Below are 18,586 nucleotides of genomic sequence, written 5' to 3' on the forward strand. Positions count from 1 at the left end.
AAGACGCTCCAGCAGCAGCAGAGGCTCCTAAAGAGGAACAAAAATAACTTAGATACAATTTATGTGGCAAGCTCAAGTATTTACACTTTATCCAGAAGTTTTTCCTGGGCCTTTATCAAAAGGCCTTTATGGAAAAGCTTTATCCAAAAAGTTGTGGAACTTAAATATTGTAAACATAAGAGATGCAGCTGACGATAAACATAAAACAGTAGATGATACACCTTATGGTGGAGGTTCAGGAATGCTCTTAAAAGCAGATGTCCTAGCTAAATCATTAGATCAAAATAAAATAGAAGGTGAGAAAGTAATATACTTATCACCTAAAGGAAAAAAATTTGATCAAAATTATGCTCAAGAATTATCTAACGAAAAATCGGTATCTTTCATCTGTGGTCACTTTGAAGGAGTAGATGAAAGAGTGCTATCTACTCGAAACATAGAAGAGATAAGTATTGGAGATTATATTTTATCAGGAGGAGAAACAGCAGCATTTGTTGTAATTGATAGTATATTAAGACTTTTGCCTGGAGTTTTAGGTAATGAAAATTCTAGTATGGATGAAAGTTTTGAAAATGGGTTGCTAGAGTACCCACAATACACAAAACCGCAAATTTGGGAGGAAAAAAGCGTCCCAGAAGTGCTTTTATCAGGGAATCACAATAAAATTAAAGACTGGCGTTTATCTCAATCTGAGGCTATAACACGCGACCGAAGACCAGATTTATGGCAAAAATATAATAAGAATTAATTTTATACACATTAATATGAAAACAATTGAGGATATAAACCAACATAACGTTAAAAAAATACTTTCAGAGAAAAAAATTCCAGATTTCTATCCAGGAGACGTAGTTAAGGTTGGCGTTAGAATTACCGAAGGTAAAAAAGAAAGAATTCAATATTTTGAAGGAGTTTGTATTGCTAAAAAAAATAGAGATTTAAACTCCTCTTTTACAGTAAGAAAAATTTCTTTTGGGGAAGGTGTTGAAAGAACTTTTCCATTATATGGAACACTTATAGATTCAATTAAAGTAATTAGATCAGGAAAAGTAAGAAGAGCTAAACTTTATTACTTAAGAGACAGAACTGGTAAATCAGCAAGAATTGCAGAAAAAATAAGAAAGAAAATTGGAATTGATGTTGATGTAAAACCTGAAACTGTAACAGAAGAAAATGTTGCAACAGCAGTAAAGACTCCTAAAGAAGAAGCTCCAACTGCAGAAGTGGCTCAAACAACAGAAGCTCCTAATGAAGATGTACCAGCAGCAGAGGTTTCAAAAGAAGAACCAAAATCAGAAAGTACTTCAGAAAAAAAATAATTTTTTTTTCAATGTCTACTACTCTTTACGATAAAATTTGGAACGATCACTTGGTTGATCAACAAGATGATGGAACAGCGTTATTGTTTGTTGATAGACATTTAGTTCACGAAGTAACAAGTCCCCAAGCTTTTGAAGGTTTAAGAAATTCAAATAGAAAAGTTAGACATCCTAATTTAACTTTAGCGGTGGCTGATCATAATGTGCCTACAACCGATAGAACAAAAGGAATAGTTGATACAGATTCAAAAATACAGGTTGATACGTTAGAAGCTAACTGCAAAGAATTTGGAGTTCAACTTTTTGGGATGGATGACAAACGTCAAGGGATAGTCCATATTATTGGACCTGAGCAAGGTTTTACTCAACCTGGAACAGTAATAGTTTGTGGGGATAGTCACACAGCTACCCATGGTGCTTTTGGTTCCTTAGCATTTGGTATTGGAACATCTGAAGTTGAACACGTTTTAGCAACACAAACATTAGTACAAAAAAAAGCAAAAAATTTTATTATAAATGTTAATGGTCAATTACCTTTAGGTGTAACGTCAAAAGATGTAATACTTCAAATTATTGGTAAAATCGGAACAGCTGGTGGAACTGGTTCAGTCATAGAGTATGCGGGTGACTTAATTAGATCTTTAAGTGTTGAGCAAAGAATGACCATTTGTAATATGACAATAGAAGGTGGGGCAAGAGCGGGCTTAATTGCACCGGACGAAAAAATATTTAATTACTTAAAAGGAAAACCCATGTCTCCAAAAGGAGATAATTGGGAAAAAGCCTTAAGTTATTGGAACACTCTAAAAACTGATGCTGACGCAAGTTTTGATAAAGAGCTGAATTTAAATGCAGATGAAATTTTACCAATGATTACTTGGGGAACCTCTCCTCAAGATGTAATTACTATAGATGGAAAAGTTCCTAATCCACAAAGTGAAAGTGACGAGGATAGAAAGAACTCTATTGAAAGATCTTTAAAATATATGGGATTAACACCAGATATGTCAGCTAAAGACATAAGAATAGACAAGGTATTTATTGGAAGTTGTACAAATGGCAGAATAGAGGACTTAAGAGAAGCGGCTAAAATTTTAAAAGATAAAAAAATATCATCACATGTAAATGCAATGGTTGTTCCAGGCTCTGGTTTAGTAAAAGAACAAGCTGAACAAGAAGGATTAGATAAAATATTTGTTAATTCTGGCTTCGAATGGAGAGAGCCAGGTTGTTCAATGTGTTTAGCAATGAATGCTGATAAATTAAAACCTAAGGAAAGATGTGCTTCTACATCAAACCGAAATTTTGAAGGACGACAAGGAAGAGGTGGCAGAACTCATTTAGTTAGTCCTGGCATGGCAGCTGCTGCAGCAATTTCCGGAAGTCTAGATGACGTAAGGAAGTATCAAAACTAATGCAAAAATTTAATACATTAATAAGTATACCTGCATATTTACCAATAGTAAATATTGATACAGATATGATTATTCCTAAACAATTTTTAAAGACAATTAAAAGAACTGGACTAGGAAAAAATTTATTTTTTGAAATGAGATATGACGATCAAGGCAAAGAAATTGGAGATTTTGTTTTAAATCAAAACCCTTACGACAGTTCTAAAATTTTAATCGCTGGTAAAAATTTTGGATGTGGCTCCTCTAGGGAGCACGCACCTTGGGCATTATTAGATTTTGGTATAACATGTGTAATTAGTTCAAGTTATGCAGATATATTTTATAGTAATTGCTTTAAAAATGGAATTTTACCCATAATTTTAGAAGAAGAAAAAATTAAAGAATTATCAGAATATGCAAATAGAAAAGAAGAAATTTCAGTTGATTTAAATGATGAAAAAATAGTTTATGGAAATAATGAAATCAAGTTTGATGTAGACCCATTTAAGAAAAAGTGTTTGCTTGAAGGGTTAGATGATATTGCTCTATCTTTAAAAAAATCAGACAAAATTGAGAGCTTTGAAATAGGTTTAAAAAATAAAAAACCTTGGATTTTTAATGATTAAAGTAAAAAAAAGAAAAATACTTTTATTACCTGGTGATGGCATAGGTCCTGAAGTTATTGGCGAAGTAAAAAAAATTATTAATTGGTTTAATGACAATAAATCATTAGATTTTGAAATAGATGAAGATCTTGCAGGGGGCTGTTCTTATGATAAGCATGGGACACCTATAACCGACGAAGTATTTTATAAAGCTTTAGAAAGTGAAGTAGTTATGCTTGGTGCTGTTGGAGGTCCTAAATGGGATAGTTTAGAATTTTCAAAAAAACCTGAAAGAGCATTATTAAAACTTAGAAAAGAATTAAAATTATTTGCAAATTTAAGACCAGCTATTTGTTTTGAGCAGCTAGTAGATGCCTCAACACTAAAGCCAGAAATTGTGTCTGGCCTAGACATCATGATAGTTAGAGAATTAACAGGGGGAATATATTTTGGTGAACCAAGAGGTATTAAACCAATTGATAATGGTGAGAGAAAAGGAATTAATACACATACATATACAACTAGTGAAATTGCAAGAGTGGCAAGAGTTGCTTTTGATTTAGCTAAAAAAAGATCAAATAAAGTGACTTCTTGTGAAAAATCAAACGTAATGGAGGCAGGACAACTTTGGAAGGAAGAGGTTCAAGAACTTCATGATAAAGAATACAAAGATGTAGAATTAAGCCATATGCTTGCTGACAATTGTGCAATGCAGCTTTTGAGAAATCCAAAACAATTTGACGTCATAGTAACAGATAACCTTTTTGGTGATATGCTTTCAGATCAAGCTTCAATGTTAACAGGCTCTTTAGGTCTTTTGCCATCCGCATCATTGGGAGCAAAAAATAAAGATGGTGAAATGAGAGCTATGTATGAACCAATTCATGGATCTGCACCAGATATTGCTGGAAAAGGAATAGCTAATCCGATTGCATCAATATTAAGTTTTGCAATGGCACTGAGATATTCTTTAGATCTTGATAATGAAGCAGATAGCCTAGAAAAAGCAGTTCAAGATGTATTAAATGACAATCTTAGAACAAAAGATATCTTATCAGATGGCATGAAAGAGACTTCAACATCTGAAATGGGTGATGCGATAATTTCAAAATTGCAATAATCTTAGAATTATTCTAAGCTTTAAATATGCCAAGTTACACCGCGCCAGTAGAAGATATGTTATTTCTCTTTGAAAAGTTGAGAGACAATAAAAACTATAATGAATTAAAAAAATACGATGAAGTTAGCACAGATTTGGTCAAAGATATTTTAGATGAAGCAGCTAAAATAAATCAAAATTTAATTTTACCTCTTGCAAAGATAGGAGATGAAAATCCTGCAATTTTAGAAAATGGTGTAGTTAGAACGCCTCCAGGATATAAAGAAGCTTACCAAAAGTATATCGAAGATGGCTGGACATCATTGTCTTGTGATCCAAAGTATGGTGGTCAGGGTATGCCTAAAACAGTTAGTGCATTCTTTGATGAAATGCTTTCGTCAGCAAGTTTATCTTTTAAACTATATAGTGAATTAAGTATAGGTGCTTATAATTGTATTAATCATCATGCGCCTGAAGAAATAAAAGAAAAATATTTACCAAAGATAGTTGAAGGAAAGTGGAGCGGCACCATGTGTTTAACCGAGCCAGTTTGTGGAACAGATTTAGGATTGTTAAAAACAAAAGCCACACACCAATCTGATGGCACTTACAAAATTAGTGGGCAAAAAATATTTATTACATCAGGAGATCATGACTTAACTGAAAATATTGTTCATTTAGTTTTAGCAAGATCAACAGACTCACCAACAGGAACAAAAGGTATAAGTTTATTCTTAGTTCCAAAATTTATTGTAAATGAAGATGGAACAGTCGGACAAAGAAATGGAATTTCAACAGGATCAATCGAAAGTAAAATGGGCATTAAAGGTTCTGCTACATGTGTTTTAAATTTTGATGATGCAACAGGTTATATGATTGGATCAAAAGACAAAGGTTTGAATGCAATGTTTACCATGATGAATTTAGAGAGAATTGTTGTTGGTATTCAAGGTTTAGGTATTTCAGAAATTGCATACCAAAATTCTTTGGCCTACGCTAAAGAGAGAAAACAAGGTAAAACCAATAATACAAAATCTACAAATGGTGCAGATTTTATTATTGAACATGCAGATATAAGAAAATCTTTATTAAACATGAAATCTATAATTGAGGGAGAAAGAGCGCTTTGTTTTTGGTTGTCACAACAAACTGAAGTCAGTCTTTACCATCCAGATGAAAAAATCAAACAAGAAGCCTCGGATTACGTTTCGTTAATGACTCCTGTTGTAAAATCTTTATTTACTGATTTAGCAATGGAAATAACCAATGATGCTATGCAAATTCACGGTGGCTATGGATATACAAAAGACCAAGGAATTGAACAATTATATAGAGATAACAGAATTACCCCGATTTATGAAGGAACGAATTCAGTTCAAGCAGCTGATTTAGTTTTTAGAAAACTTGTAAACAAAAATGGAAATATCATTAAGAAATTTTTAGATATGGTTAAAGCTGAATGTGATAGTAAAAATGAAAAAGTGAAGTCATATTCTAAAGAATTAAACTATTACTTAGATATTTTATATAAATTTACAGGCTGGATTGAAGATAAAAACAAAATTGAAAAAGATGATGTTAGTGCTGCTGCAAATGATTATTTAAAAACACTTGGTTATGTCTCAATAGCATATTCTTGGATCAAGGTTTTAGAAGTGAGCTTCAATGATTATGAGTCTAATAAAGAATTTTATGAAGATAAAATAAATACTGCAAAATTTTATTTTGATAAAGTTTTGCCAAGAGCTGAGCTTCATTACAAATCTGCAATATCAGGAAGTTCTAATATAATGAATTTTAAATTCAATTAATCATGAGTAGTTACGATACAAACTTAGATAAGAATAAAGCTAATCATATTCCTCTTACTCCATTAACATTTTTACAAAGAGCAAAAGATGTTTATCCAAATTATGAGGCAATAGTTTATGAGGATAGAAAATATACATGGACAGAAGTTTATAAAAGAGTTGTAAAATTTGCTAGTGCGTTATCAAAAATTGGAATTGGTAAAGGAGATACAGTTTCATTTTTAGCATTTAACACTCCTGAAATTTTTGAAGCACATTATTCAGTTCCAATGACGGGAGGTGTATTAAATACTATCAATGTGAGATTAGACGCAAACACTATTGCTTATATTTTAGATCATAGTGAAGCTAAAGTATTAGTCGTTGATAGACAGCTACATGTTGAGGTCAAAAAAGCTTTAGAAAAGATTAATAAAAAAATTATTATCATTGATATAAATGATAAACATGCAGATCAATCGAAGTTAGAAAAAATTGGTGATCTAGAGTACGAAGATTTTTTAAATACAGGTGAAGAAAATTATGACTGGAAAATGCCAGAAGATGAGTGGCAAGCTATATCTTTAAGCTATACTTCAGGAACAACAGGTAATCCCAAGGGAGTTGTTTACCATCATAGAGGCGCATACTTGATGTCTACTGGAAGCACAGTTGCCTGGAATATGCCAAATAGGTTGAATTTTTTAACTATTGTTCCAATGTTTCATTGTAATGGTTGGTGCTATCCTTGGACTGTCCCAATGTTAAATGGAAGAACTATTTGCCTAAGGAATATAGATGTAAAAAAAATCTTTGAGCTAATAGATAAATACAATGTATCTCATTTTGGTGGTGCACCAATTATACTAAATATGATTACAGGATCACCTGAAGCTGATCGAAAAAAACTTAAAAATAAAGTTTATGTGTTAACTGCAGGAGCTCCGCCACCTAGTATAATTTTCAAGAAAATGAAAGATCTTGGTTTTGAAGTTATGCATGTTTATGGATTAACCGAAACATATGGACATGTAACTCAATGCGCATGGAATGATGAATGGAATGATTTTGATGAAGAAAAACAGAACGAAATTAAAGCAAGACAGGGTGTTAGATATCCTAATACTGAAGGGGTTACAATCATGGATCCAGAAACAATGAAAGAAGTCCCATATGATGGAAAAACTATCGGTGAAATTATGATTAAAGGAAATGTAGTAATGAAAGGATATTTCAAAGATAAAGCTGCAACTGATAAAGCAATGGTTGGTGGTTGGTTTCACACTGGTGATTTAGCAGTTATGTACCCAGATGGTTATGTTAAGATACAAGATAGATCTAAAGATATTATAATTTCTGGAGGTGAAAATATTTCATCTATTGAAATCGAGAATACACTTGCAAAGCATCCATCAGTATCTATCGCAGCAGTAGTCGCAAAACCGGATGAAAAATGGGGTGAAGTTCCTTGTGCATTTATAGAAATAGTTCAAGATAAACCAGTTACAGAAAAAGAATTAATAGACTTTTGTAAGGAAACTCTAGCAGGTTTTAAAGTACCTAAAAAAGTTATATTCTGTGAATTGCCAAAAACATCAACAGGAAAAATTCAGAAATTTGAATTAAGAAAACAGTTTTAGGAAATTATTTGATATTCGAGCTAGAAAATAAAAGTGTTCACGCATCAGATGCTGGAAAAGAATTAGATCATAAAAAAGAAACTATTATTTTTCTTCATGGGAGTGGTCTTTCGCATATAGTTTGGTCCTTAGTTGAACAATTTTTTTCAAACAAAAACTTTAATGTATTATCATTTGATCTACCTGGACATGGTAATTCAGAAGGCCCTTGTCTTAAAACAATTGAAGAGATTGCTGACTGGTTGGAAAAAGTATTTATTAAGTTAGGATTAGATAAAATCACTTTAGTCGGTCACTCCCAAGGATGTTTGGAGATGCTAGAGTACTCAAATAAATTCAAAAATAGGTTAAAAAAGTTAGTTTTTATTGGAGGATCTTATAAAATGCCTGTAAATCAAGACTTAATAGATTTAGCAGAAAATGGAGATACAGATGCTGTTAAACTAATGATGAAGTGGGGTTATGAAGGGTCAAAAAAATTTATAGGTGGAAATCCCATAAAAAGAATAATCCAATCCCCAAGAGATATTAGTCAGATATTAGGAGTAGATCTTGTTGCTTGCAATAATTATGTAAATGGTTCGAACGCTGTAAAAACAATTGATTGTCCAACAATGTTTGTCTTTGGTGCTTTAGACAAAATGGTTAATATTGAAGTTGGAAAAAAATTTGCAAACATGGTTGATAATTCAACTACTCATGTAATTGATGGATGTGGTCACATGATTATGATTGAAAAAGCCTTTGAAATGAGAGAGAAAGTCTTGGAATTTTTACAAAAATGAAAAGTTATTCAATTGCAAAATCTAGAAGACTTAGAAGTACACCTTACACTTCTAGAATAGAAAAACAGGGTGTGACAGCTTATACTGTGTATAATCATATGCTTCTACCAGCTGCATTTGGTTCTATTGAAGAATCTTATAAACATTTAAAAAAAGATGTTCAAGTTTGGGATGTTGCAGCTGAACGACAAGTTGAAATTCAAGGGAAAGACTCTGCAAAACTTGTTCAATTAATGACGTGTAGAGATTTATCAAAATCTAAAATTGGCAGATGCTATTATTGTCCAATCATTGATGGTGATGGGAATTTAGTAAATGACCCTGTAGTTTTAAAGTTAGCAGAGGATAAATGGTGGATATCGATTGCTGACTCAGATGTGATCTTTTTTGCAAAAGGTTTAGCTTCTGGATATAAATTTGATGTCAAAATTGCTGAACCAATTGTTGATATTATTGCAATTCAAGGTCCTAAATCTTTTGATTTAATGGAAAAAGTTTTTGGAAAAATAATAAAAGAATTAAAATTTTTTGGCTTTAGTTACTTTGATTTTGAAGGAGCACAACATCTAATTGCTAGATCTGGATGGTCTAAACAAGGAGGGTATGAAGTGTATGTTCAAAACACACAATCAGGACTGAAATTGTATGACTACTTATTTGAAGTTGGAAAAGAATTTAATGTAAAACCAGGTTGCCCAAATTTAATTGAAAGAATTGAAAGTGGGTTACTTTCGTATGGGAATGATTTTGATAATAATGATAATCCTCTTGAATGTGGTTTTGATCAATATGTTTCGTTGGATAGTGATATTAATTTTTTAGGAAAAGAAAAACTTAAAAAAGTTAAGTTAGCTGGAATTAGAAAAAAATTAATGGGTGTTAAATTGGATGCTAAAGAAATTAGTATGTCAGGATCATTAGATTTGAAAGATGAAAATGGTAATATCATTGGAGAATTAAGATCAGCTTGTTATTCTCCACATTTTGGAAAAGTTATTGGCATAGCTATGATGAAAAAGCCTAATTGGGAAGTGTCCCAAAGTGTTAAAGCAGAGATAACCGGCAATATTTGCTCTGGAAACGTTTGCGATTTGCCTTTCATTTAGTATAAACTTCAACAAAATCATGAATATAGCTATCGTAGGAGCCACTGGTAATGTAGGCAGAAAAATATTGGAAGTTCTTGAAAAGAAAGAACTGACTGTAGATAATTTATATTTATTGGCATCATCTAGAAGTGCTGGATCTAAAATTAATTTTAATGGAAATGAACATGAGGTAATTGATCTTGAAACCTTTGATTTTTCAAAAGTAAAGATTGCTTTTTTTGCAGCCGGAGGAAAAATTTCAGAAAATTTTGCTAAAATTGCTGCTAAGCATTCTTTAGTAATTGATAACTCAAGTTTCTATAGAATGGATCCTGATGTCCCCTTAATAGTACCTCAGGTAAATTCAGACCATCTTAATAATATAAAAAAAAATATAATTGCAAATCCAAACTGCTCAACTGCTCAACTTGTTATAGCTTTAAAGCCATTACATGATTTGTTTAAGATTAAAAGAATAGTTGTTTCAACATATCAGTCAGTCTCAGGAGGTGGCAAAGCTCCAATGGATGAATTAATAGAACAAACAAAACAAGTTTTGCAGAACAAGAAAGTTGAGTCTAAAAACTTTACAAAACAAATTGCGTTTAATGCAATTCCTCACATAGATGTATTTGCAGATGATGGCTACACAAAAGAAGAGCTTAAAATGACAAATGAAACAAAAAAGATTTTAGATAACGATATAGATCTAACAGCTACATGTGTAAGATTGCCAGTATTAGTTTCTCACTCAGAATCAGTTAATATAGAATTTGAAAAATCTTTTACATTAGAAAAAGTTAGAGAGGCTCTAGATAATTTTGAAGGTTGTAAAGTAATTGATGAACGAGCTGATGGAGGCTATTCAACTCCTTTAGAGGCTGAGGGCAAAAATGAAACATTTATTTCAAGAATTAGAGAAGACAAAACTGTTACTAATGGCTTAAATATTTGGATTGTATCAGACAATCTTTTAAGAGGTGCAGCTTTGAATGCAGTTGAGATTGCAGAAACATTAATCAAAAATAATTTTTATGGAAAATAAAAACCCATTATCTCCACATATTCAGATTTATAGATGGCACATTTCATCATTAGTATCTATCTCACACCGAATAACGGGAATTATTAATATTGTTGCAATAACACTTGTTTGTATCTGGGTTTCTTTATTAGTTTTAGGAGACATGAACTATAATTTTATTAATCAATTTCTAAATTCTATATTTGGTAAATTTATTGTACTAGGATTAGTGTGGTCTTTTAGTTTTCAAATGTTAAGTGAGATTAGACATCTAATAATGGATATGGGCTATGGCTTTGAATTACAAACGACTCGTATATCAGGTCTTATAGTTATTTTTGGTTCATTTCTATTAACTATTTTGATCTATTTAGTAGGTAAAAATTTTATTTAATATGAATATAGCTACAAAAAAATGGGTATTTATTAAGATATCATCGATAATTTTATTACCTTTAATGTTTTGGTTCATCATTAATTTTGTAAATATTTATGATAATAATTATCTAGATGTTGTAAAATTTTTTACTGACCCAGTTTCTAAGTTTTTATTTAGCTTTTTTATCATTTTGGCTTATTTTTTTTCTTCATTAACTATAAGTGAGGTTTTTGAGGACTATATTACTGATGACAAAATCAAAAATGTCGCAAACAGACTATTATTTATTTCTGCTATAATTATACCATTATTAACAATTATTTTTTTATTTAATCTTAACTAATGAGTTCATACAAAATTATCGATCATGAATATGATGTTGTTGTTCTTGGAGCAGGTGGATCTGGTTTAAGAGCAGCTGTTGGTCTAAGTGAAGCTGGACTTAAAACAGCCTGTATTTCAAAAGTTTTTCCAACAAGAAGCCATACTTCTGCTGCCCAAGGTGGTATTTCAGCTGCCTTAGGGAATATGGGCGAAGATGATTGGAGATGGCATATGTATGATACCGTTAAAGGTGCTGATTGGTTGGGCGATCAAGATAGTATTGAATATTTATGTAAAGAAGCTCCAAAAGCAGTAATTGAATTAGAAAAATACGGAGTACCTTTTAGCAGAACCGAGGAGGGAAAAATTTATCAAAGACCGTTCGGAGGAATGACTAAAAATTATGGTAATGGCATAGTACAAAGAACTTGTGCAGCAGCAGATAGAACAGGTCACGCAATACTACACACTCTTTACGGACAAGCTCTTAAACATAACACAGAGTTTTTTATAGAATATTTTGCTTTAGATTTATTGATGAAAGACGGTGAATGTAAAGGATTGGTTGCATGGAATTTAAATGATGGAACAATTCATCGATTTAGAGCACATACAGTAATTATTGCAACAGGTGGTTATGGAAAAGTATATTACTCAGCTACATCAGCTCATACATGCACAGGTGACGGAAATGCAATGGTGCTTAGAGCTGGACTACCTTTGCAAGATATGGAATTTGTACAATTTCATCCAACAGGGATATATGGTCATGGTACTTTAATAACTGAGGGAGCTAGAGGTGAAGGAGGTTATCTTACAAATTCAAAAGGTGAAAGATTCATGGAAAGATATGCACCTAATGCAAAAGATCTAGCATCAAGAGATGTAGTTAGTAGATCAATGTCAATTGAGATTAACGAAGGAAGAGGAGTCGGTAAAGAGCAAGATCATGTTCATCTAAACTTAAGTCATTTAGATAAAGAAATTATTGAAAGTAGATTACCGGGAATTACTGATGCCGCAAGATTATTTGCAAATGTTGATATAACTAAAGAACCAATTCCAGTTGTGCCTACTGTTCACTACAATATGGGAGGTATTCCAACAAATTATAAAGGAGAAGTCCTGACAGTGAATGGTTCTGAAAAAACTGTTCCTGGATTGATGGCAATCGGAGAGGCAGCATGTGTTTCGGTTCATGGAGCAAATAGATTAGGATCTAACTCGTTAATTGATTTAGTTGTTTTCGGAAGAGCAGCAGCAAAAAGAGCAGCTGAATTGGTTAAACCAGGAACTCCACATGAAGAAATTGGAGAGTCTGAAACTCAAAAATGTTTGGATAGGTTTGATAAACTTAGAAATGCAAAAGGTGATAATAGTACAGCAGATCTAAGACTTGCTATGCAAAAAACTATGCAATCTAAATGTGCAGTTTTTAGAACTGAAAAAAATCTTAAAGAAGGAGTTGATGAAATTAGAAAAACATATGATGGAATGGACTCTATTTCGGTCAAAGATAGATCTTTAGTATTCAACACTGATTTAGTAGAAACCTTAGAATTCGATAATCTTATAAGACAGGCCATTACAACAGTAGATTCCGCGTATCATAGAAAAGAAAGCAGAGGAGCTCATGCGAGAGATGATTATCCAAAAAGAGATGATGAAAAATTTATGCAACATACACTAGCTTGGTGTGATGGTAAGAATACAAAAATAAGCTATAGAGAAGTACATAAATCTACTTTAACTAATGACGTACAATACTTTCCACCACAAGAAAGAGTGTATTAATGGTTCAAATAAATTTACCTAAAAATTCTGAAGTTACTAAAGGTAAATATTATCAAGATAAAACTGGTTCAAAAAATTTAAGAAAAGTGAATGTCTATAGATGGGATCCTTCCACAGAAGAAAACCCAAGGCTAGATACCTATGAAGTAGACATGGATAACTGTCCTTCAAAAGTTTTAGATGTTTTAAATAAAATTAAGAATGAAATTGATCCGACATTAGCCTACAGAAGATCTTGTGCTCACGGAGTTTGTGGATCTTGTGCTATGAATATGGGAGGTAAAAACGGCCTTGCATGTACTAAACCTCATGAAGAAATTGATGGTGATATAGATATTTATCCTTTACCACATTTAAAAGTTAAAAAAGATTTAATTGGCGACTTAGATGGACTTTACAAACAATATCAATCCATTGAACCTTGGTTGAAAAATACTTCAACAAAAGAAATAACTGAAATAACACAATCAAAAGAAGAGAGAGCTAAACTTGATGGTGCCTATGAATGCATTATGTGCGCATGTTGCTCAACATCTTGTCCAAGTTATTGGTGGAATGGAGATAAATACTTAGGTCCTGCAGTTCTTCTTCAAGCTTATAGATGGATCATTGATAGCAGAGATGAAGAAAGAGATGCAAGATTGAAAAAAGTTGCAGATGAATTAAAACTTTATAGATGTCACACTATTCTTAATTGTACTAGTGCATGTCCAAAAGGCTTAAATCCCGCAAAAGCAATAGCTGAAATTAAAAAAATGATAGCTACTGCTAATGTTTAAATAGACTAATAAGCATTTTTGATCTAAAACACCGTATTCATGAAATTAATTGAACACTATGTAGGTGGAAAAATTATTCCAGGCAATTCTGATAGAAAAGCAAAAGTTTCTAATCCTGCAACTGGAGAACAAGAATCCGAAGTAAGACTTGCTTCAAAATCAGATTTAGATAAAGCAGTCGAAGTTGCAAAACAAGCTTTTGAAACTTGGTCTTTAAAACCCGCTCTTCAAAGAGCAAGAATAATGTTTAAATTTAAAGAATTGATAGAAAAAAATTCTGACGAACTTACAAAACTAATAGTTTCTGAACATGGAAAAGTTTATGAAGATGCAAGGGGCTCATTGACAAGAGGATTAGAAGTTGTTGAGTTTGCATGTGGAATTCCAAACTTATTAAAAGGTGAATTTTCTGAAAATGTAGGAACGAATGTAGATAGTTGGTCTATGAGACAATCATTAGGAGTTGTTGCAGGAATTACACCATTCAATTTTCCAGCAATGGTTCCAATGTGGATGTTCCCAATTGCTATAGCATGCGGAAATACTTTTATTTTAAAACCTTCAGAAAAAGATCCATCATGCCCAATGAGATTAGCAGAGTTACTTACAGAGGCTGGACTGCCAGAAGGTGTATTTAATGTAATTAATGGTGATAAAGAATCTGTAGATGCAATTTTAGAAAATAAAGACATAAAAGCAGTAAGCTTTGTAGGTTCAACGCCTATTGCTAAATATATTTATGAGAATGCAGCTAAAAATGAAAAAAGAGTTCAAGCATTAGGGGGAGCGAAAAATCACTTAGTAGTTATGCCAGACTGTGATTTAGATGGAGCTGTAAATGGATTAATGGGTGCTGCTTATGGCTCTGCAGGAGAGAGATGTATGGCACAATCTGTTGCATTAGCTGTTGGAGATATTGGTGACGAGTTAGTTTCAAGATTGTCAAAAAAAGCAGAAGCTCTAAAAGTTGGTCCAGGAATGGATAAAAGTTCTGAGATGGGACCTTTAGTTACTAAAGAGCATTTAGAAAAAGTAAAAAGTTATGTTGATCTAGGAGTTGAAGAAGGGGCAAAGCTAGTAGTTGATGGTAGAGATTTAAAACTTCAAGGTTATGAAAATGGTTTTTATATAGGTGGATGTTTGTTTGATCATGTTAATAAAGACATGAGGATTTATAAAGAAGAAATATTTGGTCCAGTATTATCAGTAGTTAGAGTTAAAACTTTTGAAGATGCAGTTAAATTAATTAACGATCATGAATATGGAAATGGAGTTAGCATTTATACAAGAGATGGAGACGCAGGTAGAACTTTTGCAAATAAAATTCAAGTAGGCATGGTTGGTGTCAATGTTCCAATCCCAGTTCCAATGGCTTTTCACAGTTTTGGTGGTTGGAAAAGATCTTTATTTGGAGATAGTGGAATGCATGGCATGGAAGGAATAAAATTTTATACCAAACTAAAAACAGTAACATCTAGATGGCCTTCAGGTATCCGTTCAAATGCGGAATTTGTAATGCCAACAATGAAATAAGGAAAAAAATGAGCAAAATATCTTTGATTGGAGCAGGTCAAATAGGCGGAACTTTAGCACACTTAATTGGAACAAAAGAATTGGTAGACGAAGTAGTTTTGTTTGATGTCGCAAGTGGAATAGCAAAAGGAAAAGCACTTGATATAGCACAATCTTCATCAGTTGACGGTTTTAATGTAAAATTTTCAGGTACAGATGACTATAAAGATATTAAAGACTCAGACGTAATCATTATTACTGCTGGAGTGCCAAGAAAACCAGGTATGAGTAGAGATGATTTGTTAGGGATTAACTTAAAGATTATAAAACAAGTAGCAGAGGGTATTAAGCAAAATGCGCCGAATGCATTTGTAATATGTATTACCAATCCTTTAGATGTAATGGTAATGGCATTTCAAAAATTTTCTGGTTTACCAGCTAATAAGGTTGTTGGGATGGCTGGAATTTTAGACAGCTCTAGATTTAAATTATTTTTATCTTTAGAATTAAATATCCCGGTAAAAGAAATAGATGCAATGGTGATGGGTGGACATGGAGATACCATGGTACCAATGCCTAGATTTACAAAAGTTTCAGGAAAACCTTTACTTGATTTAGTTAAAGAAGGAAAGATTTCTCAAGATAGATTAGAGGAAATAAATCAGAGAACTAGAGACGGTGGGGCTGAAATAGTTAAATATCTTGAAAAAGGATCTGCATTTTATGCGCCTGCAGCATCAGGAGTTCAAATGGCAGAGTCATATTTAAAAGACGAAAAAAAATTACTACCATGCGCAATTCAATTAAATGGAGAGTATGGTGTGAATAATGTTTATGCAGGTGTACCAGTTATTATTGGAAAAGATGGAGTCGAAAAAATTGAGCAAATTGATTTAGATGAAAAAGAAAAAAAAGAATTTATGCATTCTATTGATGCAGTCAAAGCTCTTTGGGAAGCAGCATCTAAAATAGATCCTGATCTTTCTAAGTAATAATGAACATTCACGAACATCAAGCAAAGCAAATTCTAAAAAAATATGGAGCAACTGTTCCAGAGGGTGTCTTTGCTCTCTCTGTTGATGATTTAGTAGAAAAAGCAAAATTATTAAATACAAAAAAATATGTTCTAAAAGCACAAATTCATGCAGGTGGAAGAGGAAAAGCTGGAGGAGTAAAAATTTTAGATACTATTGAAGAGTTAAGTGAGGCGGCAAAAGAGATGATGGGAAAAACTTTAGTTACTCATCAAACAGGTCCTGAAGGAAGAGAAGTAAAAAGATTATACGTTGAAGAGTCATCAAATATAGACAAAGAGTTTTATTTATCTTGTTTGGTCGATAGGGCTAGTTCTAAAATAGCTTTCATATCTAGCGACCAAGGTGGAATGGATATTGAAGAAGTAGCAAGTAACTCACCTGAAAAAATCATAACAACTAAAGTTGATATAAGTAATGAAATTTCTGACAAAGATTGTGAGGAGATAATTAAGATTTTTAACTTAATTGATAGTGCAAAAACACAAGCAATTTCGCTAATAAAATCAATTTATCAAATGTTTATAAAAACAGATGCAAATATGGTTGAGGTTAATCCATTAATTCTGACTGAGGAGAAAAAAGTAATTTGTTTAGATGCAAAAGTAAACTTTGACTCTAATGCTTTATTTAGACATCCTGAAATTGTTGAGTTAAGAGATTTAAATGAAGAAGATCCAACTGAGATAGAAGCAAGCAAACATGATTTAGCTTATATAAAATTGGATGGAAGTATTGGATGCATGGTTAATGGTGCAGGTTTAGCTATGGCAACTATGGATATAATAAAATTATACGGAAAAGAGCCAGCTAATTTTTTAGATGTTGGTGGTGGTGCTTCAAAAGAAAAAGTTTCAGCAGCTTTGAAGATAATTCTATCAGACAAAAATGTTAAAGGAATTTTAATTAATATTTTTGGAGGAATAATGAGATGTGATGTTCTTGCTCAAGGAGTGGTAGACGCAGCCAAAGAAATAAATATTAGTACCCCATTAGTTGTTAGACTTGCTGGGACAAATTTTAAAGAAGGAAAAGAAATATTAGATAACTCAGGATTAAAATTAATATCTGCTGAAAATTTAGATGATGCAGCGAAAAAAATTGTAGAGGCAATTAAATAAATGTCTGTTTTAGTTAATAAAAATACAAAAGTAATCTGTCAAGGCTTTACAGGTACACATGGTACTTTTCACTCTGAACAAGCAATTAAATATGGAACTAATTTAGTTGGTGGTGTGACTCCAAAAAAAGGTGGTCAAAAACATTTAGATAGACCTGTTTTTAATAGCGTCATCGAAGCAAAAGATAGTGTTGGCGCGGATGCAACAATGATTTATGTGCCTGCTAAATTTGCTGCAGCTGCAATTATAGAAGCAATAGAAGCATCAATAGAATTAATTGTTTGTATCACTGAAGGAATTCCAGTTCAGGATATGCTTAAGGTAAGACAAAAATTAAATGGTTCAAAAAGTAGATTGATTGGACCAAATTGCCCAGGAATAATTACACCAGATGAATGTAAAATAGGAATTATGCCTGGAAACATTCACAAAAGAGGATCAGTTGGAATTGTATCTAGATCTGGAACTCTTACTTACGAGGCGGTAGCACAAACAACAGAGAATGGTTTGGGCCAATCAACTTGTATTGGTATTGGAGGTGATCCAATTAATGGTACAAATTTTATTGATTGTTTAGATTTATTTTTAAATGATGAGGAGACAGAATCTATTTTAATGATAGGAGAAATTGGAGGTGCAGCAGAAGAAGAAGCTGCAGAGTTTGTTAAAAATCATAAAATCAAAAAACCAATAGTTGGGTTTATTGCTGGGATCACAGCTCCCCCCGGTCGTAGAATGGGTCATGCGGGTGCTATTATTTCAGGAGGAAAAGGTGGTGCCGAAGATAAGATTAAAAAAATGGAAAAATCTGGCATTACAGTCGCAAAATCGCCTTCAATAATTGGAAAAACATTATTTAATAAATTGTCAAATTGAAAAATAATATTAGAGGACTATAT

The 18,586-nt window shown here is 32.4% G+C and carries 18 protein-coding genes; all 18 read left to right on the plus strand.

The window, feature by feature from the left end; genetic code table 11:
* Window positions 1-61 precede the first annotated feature (61 nt).
* The 18 genes from trmD to sucD are packed head-to-tail and all read left to right on the plus strand — an operon-like array spanning window position 62 to window position 18,563.
* Complete coding sequence (gene trmD / locus F754_RS0100005; RefSeq protein WP_023647862.1) at window positions 62-748, plus strand: tRNA (guanosine(37)-N1)-methyltransferase TrmD; 687 nt, start codon at window positions 62-64, stop codon at window positions 746-748.
* 16 nt (window positions 749-764) lie between these two features.
* Window positions 765-1,319, plus strand: a complete 555-nt coding sequence (gene rplS, locus F754_RS0100010; protein ID WP_023647863.1) for a 50S ribosomal protein L19 — start codon at window positions 765-767, stop codon at window positions 1,317-1,319.
* 11 nt (window positions 1,320-1,330) lie between these two features.
* Entirely contained in the window at window positions 1,331-2,734 is a 1,404-nt protein-coding gene (gene leuC, locus F754_RS0100015; protein WP_023647864.1) for a 3-isopropylmalate dehydratase large subunit, read from the plus strand.
* On the plus strand, window positions 2,734-3,339 hold the full coding sequence (gene leuD / locus F754_RS0100020; protein ID WP_023647865.1) for a 3-isopropylmalate dehydratase small subunit: 606 nt from the start codon (window positions 2,734-2,736) through the stop codon (window positions 3,337-3,339). Before leuC ends, leuD begins: the two co-directional genes overlap by 1 nt.
* Complete coding sequence (gene leuB, locus F754_RS0100025) at window positions 3,332-4,438, plus strand: 3-isopropylmalate dehydrogenase (protein WP_023647866.1); 1,107 nt, start codon at window positions 3,332-3,334, stop codon at window positions 4,436-4,438. Before leuD ends, leuB begins: the two co-directional genes overlap by 8 nt.
* A gap of 26 nt (window positions 4,439-4,464) precedes the next feature.
* Window positions 4,465-6,228 (plus strand): acyl-CoA dehydrogenase C-terminal domain-containing protein, encoded by a 1,764-nt coding sequence (locus F754_RS0100030; protein WP_023647867.1) that lies wholly within the window; start codon window positions 4,465-4,467, stop codon window positions 6,226-6,228.
* 2 nt (window positions 6,229-6,230) lie between these two features.
* Window positions 6,231-7,847: a long-chain-fatty-acid--CoA ligase gene (locus F754_RS0100035; protein WP_023647868.1), complete on the plus strand. Its 1,617-nt coding sequence runs from the start codon at window positions 6,231-6,233 to the stop codon at window positions 7,845-7,847.
* 8 nt (window positions 7,848-7,855) lie between these two features.
* A complete protein-coding gene (locus F754_RS0100040) occupies window positions 7,856-8,632 on the plus strand; it encodes an alpha/beta hydrolase (RefSeq protein ID WP_023647869.1) in 777 nt (258 codons plus the stop codon).
* The gene (locus F754_RS0100045) at window positions 8,629-9,738 is read left to right on the plus strand and encodes a dimethylsulfoniopropionate demethylase (protein ID WP_023647870.1); all 1,110 of its coding nucleotides are present in this window, start codon (window positions 8,629-8,631) and stop codon (window positions 9,736-9,738) included. Before F754_RS0100040 ends, F754_RS0100045 begins: the two co-directional genes overlap by 4 nt.
* 19 nt (window positions 9,739-9,757) lie before the next feature.
* On the plus strand, window positions 9,758-10,765 hold the full coding sequence (locus F754_RS0100050) for an aspartate-semialdehyde dehydrogenase (RefSeq protein ID WP_023647871.1): 1,008 nt from the start codon (window positions 9,758-9,760) through the stop codon (window positions 10,763-10,765).
* Window positions 10,755-11,138 (plus strand): succinate dehydrogenase, cytochrome b556 subunit, encoded by a 384-nt coding sequence (gene sdhC / locus F754_RS0100055; RefSeq protein WP_023647872.1) that lies wholly within the window; start codon window positions 10,755-10,757, stop codon window positions 11,136-11,138. The genes F754_RS0100050 and sdhC overlap by 11 nt, the downstream gene beginning before the upstream one ends.
* Window position 11,139: 1 nt before the next feature.
* Complete coding sequence (gene sdhD, locus F754_RS0100060) at window positions 11,140-11,466, plus strand: succinate dehydrogenase, hydrophobic membrane anchor protein (protein WP_023647873.1); 327 nt, start codon at window positions 11,140-11,142, stop codon at window positions 11,464-11,466.
* Complete coding sequence (locus F754_RS0100065) at window positions 11,466-13,241, plus strand: succinate dehydrogenase flavoprotein subunit (RefSeq protein ID WP_023647874.1); 1,776 nt, start codon at window positions 11,466-11,468, stop codon at window positions 13,239-13,241. Before sdhD ends, F754_RS0100065 begins: the two co-directional genes overlap by 1 nt.
* A complete protein-coding gene (locus F754_RS0100070) occupies window positions 13,241-14,020 on the plus strand; it encodes a succinate dehydrogenase iron-sulfur subunit (RefSeq protein WP_023647875.1) in 780 nt (259 codons plus the stop codon). Before F754_RS0100065 ends, F754_RS0100070 begins: the two co-directional genes overlap by 1 nt.
* 39 nt (window positions 14,021-14,059) lie before the next feature.
* Window positions 14,060-15,553 carry a CoA-acylating methylmalonate-semialdehyde dehydrogenase gene (locus F754_RS0100075; protein WP_023647876.1) on the plus strand — a complete coding sequence of 498 codons (1,494 nt, stop codon included), beginning with the start codon at window positions 14,060-14,062 and terminating at the stop codon, window positions 15,551-15,553.
* Between the two features lie 8 nt (window positions 15,554-15,561).
* Window positions 15,562-16,524 (plus strand): malate dehydrogenase, encoded by a 963-nt coding sequence (gene mdh, locus F754_RS0100080; protein ID WP_023647877.1) that lies wholly within the window; start codon window positions 15,562-15,564, stop codon window positions 16,522-16,524.
* Between the two features lie 2 nt (window positions 16,525-16,526).
* Entirely contained in the window at window positions 16,527-17,687 is a 1,161-nt protein-coding gene (gene sucC, locus F754_RS0100085) for an ADP-forming succinate--CoA ligase subunit beta (RefSeq protein WP_023647878.1), read from the plus strand.
* Window positions 17,688-18,563, plus strand: coding sequence for a succinate--CoA ligase subunit alpha (gene sucD / locus F754_RS0100090; protein ID WP_023647879.1), 876 nt, complete (start codon window positions 17,688-17,690; stop codon window positions 18,561-18,563). It begins immediately after the preceding gene.
* Window positions 18,564-18,586: the final 23 nt, after the last annotated feature.

This window comes from Candidatus Pelagibacter ubique HTCC8051, from assembly GCF_000472605.1.
Taxonomy (GTDB): Bacteria; Pseudomonadota; Alphaproteobacteria; order Pelagibacterales; family Pelagibacteraceae; genus Pelagibacter; species Pelagibacter communis_B.